Genomic DNA, 4,184 nt, shown 5'->3' on the forward strand with positions numbered 1-4,184 from the left:
CCGGCGCCGGCCGCGCCCGCCGCGGACCCGGCGCACTTGATCAGGAAGTCCGCGGCGATGACGGCCAGGTCGAGCGCGGCGGCGGCGATGAGACCGAACCCTTCGACGGCCGCGGCGTCGATCCCCGTGGCGTGGCCGTCGAGCGTCCCCGCTCCGGTGGCGGCGCGGAGCAGGCTGTCGGCCGCGGCCGTGCCCGACTCGCCGGTCCAATTCCCGGCGACGGAGTCGGCGACCGACCACCAATCGTCGACCGCCCCGGGCGCCGCGACCGGCATCGCTCCGGCGGCGGGCGCGGCGAGATCCGGCACGGCGGAGGTCAGCAGCTTCGGCACGTCCTGCATCTGCGAAATCACGCCATCACCTCGCCATCGCGGGCGAAACGCGCGGACGACGCGTCTTCGGCGTCGCCGACCTCCCCGGCGAACCGGTCCAGCGCCCCGGCCGCCCCGTCGGCGTACCGGCCCAGCGCCGCGACGCGGCCCTCCTGCGCCCGCGACGCCGCGGTCAGGGCGGACAGGAACCGCGCCACGGGCGAATCCGGGGCGAGGGGCTGCGCGTGGGCGTCGTCAAGCAAGGCGGGAACGGCTCCCACCTGCGGCGCCGAAGCGGGAAGCAACCCGCGCAACCGGGCCGCCGCCGCGGTCAGCGCCGCGGGATCGGCCGCCACATGCGGGCTCGCGGACGGGAAAACTGGGTCATGGTCGGTCGGGAATGCGGACGGCGGACGGGGCATGGCGCTCCTCGGATCGCGGTGTACGTGTCAGCCCCTTAGACGCGCCCCGGCGCCGATCGGTTCCATCGGATTTCCGCGAGCCCCCGCCGGCCGCCCCCGTCGTTGTATTTTGGAGGCCATGGACATCACCGTCGTCGACCATCCGCTCGCCGCGTCGCGCCTCACCATCATGCGCGACGCCCGCACCGACAACTCGGGCTTCCGGGCCGCGCTCGCCGACCTCGGCGCGATGCTCATCTACGAGGCCAGCCGCGAACTCGACGTCGAGGACTTCGACGTGGAGACCCCCGTGACCTCGGCCCGCGGGCACCGCCTGCGTCGGCCGCCGATCATCGTGCCGGTCATTCGCGCGGGCCTGGGCATGATCGATCCGGCGCTGTCGATGATCCCGGACGCGCAGGTCGGATTCATCGGCCTGGCGCGCGACGAGGAGACGCACGAGCCCGTGCCGTACCTCGAGGCGCTGCCGCACGACCTGTCGGGCCAGCCGGTGTTCCTGGTCGACCCGATGCTGGCGACGGGCGGTTCGCTGCTGCACGCGCTGCGGCTGCTCGTCGATCGCGGCGCGGACGACATCACGGCGGTGTGCATGGTGTCGGCGCAGGCCGGCGTCGATGCGCTGCAGGATTCCGGGTTCCCGGTGCGCCTGGTCACGGCGACCATCGACCCGGATCTCAACGACGACGCCTACATCGTGCCGGGTCTCGGCGACGCGGGCGATCGCCTGTACGGCCCCCGCAACATCGACCTGTAGGGGGCTTGACGACGGCCCGCCGCCACCCCGTGCGGCCGGCCCGTCGGGCATGCCCGTGCGTCAGGCGCGGCCCCACACGGTGGCGTCCTGGGTCTGCTTGACCACGTTGTTTTCCGTGATCAGCAGCCCGTCGGGGCTCATCTGGTATTTCCAGGCGCCGTTCTGGGCGACGATGCGGTCGCCCTCGTCGACGATGATCGGGGCTTCCAGCGATCCGGTTTCGCCGGCGTCGCCGCGGTAGTACTTCGACCCGTCGTCGGCCTGGCATGCCGCGGCGCGGGTGCCGTTTTCGGTGGCGACGACGGCGAGGGCGCGGTCGCCGTCGTGGCAGCGGGCGCGGGATCCCATCCAGCCGCGGGCGTCGACGTCGCTGCGGCCGGTGCCCAGGTCATCGCGCGGCTCGGTGGTGGGCGTCGAGCTCGAGCCGGTGGGCTTCGAGGTGCTCGTCCGCGTCGAGGAGGACTTAGACGAGGTCGTGGAGCTGCTCGTGCTCGTCGACGACGAGGTCGAGGTGGAGCTGCTCGTGCTCGTCGAGGTCTCGGTCGCGCTGCTTTCCGACGTCGCCGGCGCCGAGGGGGCGGCCGTGGGCATTTCCGGTTCGTCGTTTCCCGTGGCCAGGTACAGGCCGAGGGCGACGGCGACGACGAACACCAATGCCGCGGCCACCACCCCGATGGCGATGGCCAGGGTCTTCGTCGTAGCGGTGCCGCGATTGCCGGGAGAGCTCATGGGGTCATTGTGACACTCGGATGGGGCCCATGTGAAAGGTGGGGCGAAAGTTACATGGGCACTGCATGGCCGCGCGCTGCCATGCGCGCGCCGGGGTCAGCGCTGGCCCCACACTTCGGTGGTCATGTTGTGCTGGACCACGTTGTTCTGGGTGATGAGCAAGCTCGACGGCGACATCTGGTACTTCCAGGCGCCGTTGCGGCCGACGATGCGGTCGCCCTCGTCGACGATGATCTCCATCTCGATCGGGTTGGATCCGTTGAGTCCCCGGTAGTACTTGTAGCCGCTGCCGGTGTCGCAGGCCACGGCGAGCGTGAGGTTGCCGGCGCTGTCGTGCGTGCGCAGGACCGCCATCGCCTCGTCGCCCGCGTCGCAGCGCGTGTAGTACCCGATCCACCCGCGCGAGTCGACGTCGTTGCGGCCGGTGCCCAGGTCAACCGACGAGGACGAGCGGTCGCGGGTCCTCTCCCGAACCGTCGTGGTCTCCGTGGCTTCGCGAGCTTCCTCGGTGACCGTGACGGTTTCGGGCGCGGCCTCCTCGGCGGTGACCGTCGTCGGCTGGGCGATCGGCGCGACGGGGCCGCCGTCGGAACCGTTCGCGGAGTCGCCGCGGTTCATCAGCATCGCGACCGCGATTCCGCCCACGGCCAGGAGCGCCACCACCACGGCGACGATGGCGACGATGAGCCCGGTCGACGCTCCGCCACGGCCCGCGACCGGCGCGGCGGGCGCGAACGACTGGGTCGGCGGGAACGGATTGCCGCCGGCGTACGGGGAATCGTCGGGAAACGACGAATCGTCGAAAAACGGCCGATCATTGGGGTTGCCCGGGCTGCTCATGCCGCCATTCTCGCAGAGCACGCACACGGTTTCGACCGGGCGACCTCGCCGTCGGCCCCGTTCCGCTGAGACCCACCCCGCAAAGCGCGGTACCCGGTGCGCCTACACTCGGAAAACGTGATGGAGGACTTCATTCGGGAATGGTGGACGCGCAACGAGGGCCAGGTGCTCGCCTGGCGACGTCATCTGCATGCCCATCCCGAGCTGTCCCACATGGAGCACGGCACCACCCAGTTCGTCGCGGACAAGCTCCGCGCCGCCGGCCTCGAGCCCGTCATGTTCCCGAACACGGGCTTGATGGTGGACATCGGCGACGCCGGCGGGCATTCCGGCGCGGCGGGGGAGCGCGTGGGGCGCCTGGCCTTCCGCGGCGACATGGACGCCCTGCCCATCACCGAGGCCACCGGCCTGTCCTACGCCAGCGTCAACGAGGGCGTCATGCATGCCTGCGGCCACGACTTTCACACCGTGATCACCCTGGCCACCGCCATCGCCATGGCCGAATACCAGAAGACGCGCCCGTTGCCGGTGCCGCTGCGCTTCATCTTCCAGCCGGCCGAGGAAGTCATGGTCGGCGGCGCCCCGGACGTCATCGATTTCGGCGCCCTCGACGGCGTCGAGCGCATCTTCGCCGTCCACTGCGAGCCGAAGCTGCGCGTGGGCCAGGTGGGCGTGCGCGTCGGCGCGATCACGTCCGCGTCCGACACCCTGGACATCCACGTGGAGGGCCCGGGCGGCCACACCTCGCGCCCGCACCTGACCGCGGACGTCGTCTACGCGCTGGGCAAGCTGGTCACCGACCTGCCGGGCCTGCTCAGCCGCCGCGTCGATCCCCGCACGGGCACGGTCCTGGTCTTCGGTGCGGTCAATGCCGGCTACGCCGCCAACGCCATCCCCGCCGAGGGGCGGCTGCAGGGCACGATCCGCACCGCGGACATCAAGACCTGGCGCGCGATCGACCCGCTGCTGCGCGAGCTCATCGACCAGGTGCTCGCCCCGACCGGGGTCACCCACCGCCTCGACTACGAGCGCGGCGTGCCGCCGGTGCTCAACGACGACTACTGCACGGCCCTGGTCGCCGAGACCGTCCGCCGCGTCGACGAGAACGCCGTCATCGAGGCACCGCAG

At 71.6% G+C, this 4,184-nt stretch carries 7 protein-coding genes; 3 read left to right on the forward strand and 4 right to left on the reverse strand.

The window, feature by feature from the left end; translation table 11 throughout:
• Both GX015_RS02790 and GX015_RS02795 read right to left on the reverse strand, forming a co-directional pair.
• A partial coding sequence (locus tag GX015_RS02790; RefSeq protein ID WP_291342631.1) for a hypothetical protein occupies positions 1–353 on the reverse strand: 353 nt, incomplete at its 3' end.
• Entirely contained in the window at positions 350–667 is a 318-nt protein-coding gene (locus GX015_RS02795; RefSeq protein WP_291342632.1) for a hypothetical protein, read from the reverse strand. The genes GX015_RS02795 and GX015_RS02790, both read right to left, overlap by 4 nt.
• Before the next feature lie 184 nt (positions 668–851).
• On the opposite strand from GX015_RS02795, the gene upp reads away from it, so the two are divergent.
• Positions 852–1,487, forward strand: coding sequence for a uracil phosphoribosyltransferase (gene upp / locus GX015_RS02800; RefSeq protein ID WP_291342634.1), 636 nt, complete (start codon positions 852–854; stop codon positions 1,485–1,487).
• 60 nt (positions 1,488–1,547) lie between these two features.
• On the opposite strand, the gene GX015_RS02805 is transcribed toward upp, so the two are convergent.
• Complete coding sequence (locus GX015_RS02805) at positions 1,548–1,835, reverse strand: hypothetical protein (RefSeq protein ID WP_291342636.1); 288 nt, start codon at positions 1,833–1,835, stop codon at positions 1,548–1,550.
• Positions 1,836–1,866: 31 nt separating this feature from the next.
• Here GX015_RS02805 and GX015_RS02810 point away from each other — a divergent pair, with 31 nt between their 5' ends.
• The gene (locus GX015_RS02810) at positions 1,867–2,229 is read left to right on the forward strand and encodes a hypothetical protein (RefSeq protein WP_291342638.1); all 363 of its coding nucleotides are present in this window, start codon (positions 1,867–1,869) and stop codon (positions 2,227–2,229) included.
• 83 nt (positions 2,230–2,312) lie between these two features.
• Here GX015_RS02810 and GX015_RS02815 read toward each other — a convergent pair whose 3' ends face one another.
• A complete protein-coding gene (locus GX015_RS02815; protein WP_291342639.1) occupies positions 2,313–3,056 on the reverse strand; it encodes a hypothetical protein in 744 nt (247 codons plus the stop codon).
• Positions 3,057–3,176: 120 nt separating this feature from the next.
• Here GX015_RS02815 and GX015_RS02820 point away from each other — a divergent pair.
• Positions 3,177–4,184: amidohydrolase (locus GX015_RS02820; RefSeq protein ID WP_291342641.1), on the forward strand; the 1,008-nt coding region annotated here is incomplete at its 3' end.

It is taken from the genome of Corynebacterium sp. (assembly GCF_012837295.1).
Classification (GTDB): domain Bacteria; phylum Actinomycetota; class Actinomycetes; order Mycobacteriales; family Mycobacteriaceae; genus Corynebacterium.

Coding starts and splice junctions, on each gene's coding strand:
- upp (WP_291342634.1), top strand. CDS start 852: ATGGACATCACCGTCGTCGACCATCCGCTCGCCGCGTCGCGCCTCACC.
- GX015_RS02805 (WP_291342636.1), bottom strand. CDS start 1,835: ATGGGATCCCGCGCCCGCTGCCACGACGGCGACCGCGCCCTCGCCGTC.
- GX015_RS02815 (WP_291342639.1), bottom strand. CDS start 3,056: ATGAGCAGCCCGGGCAACCCCAATGATCGGCCGTTTTTCGACGATTCG.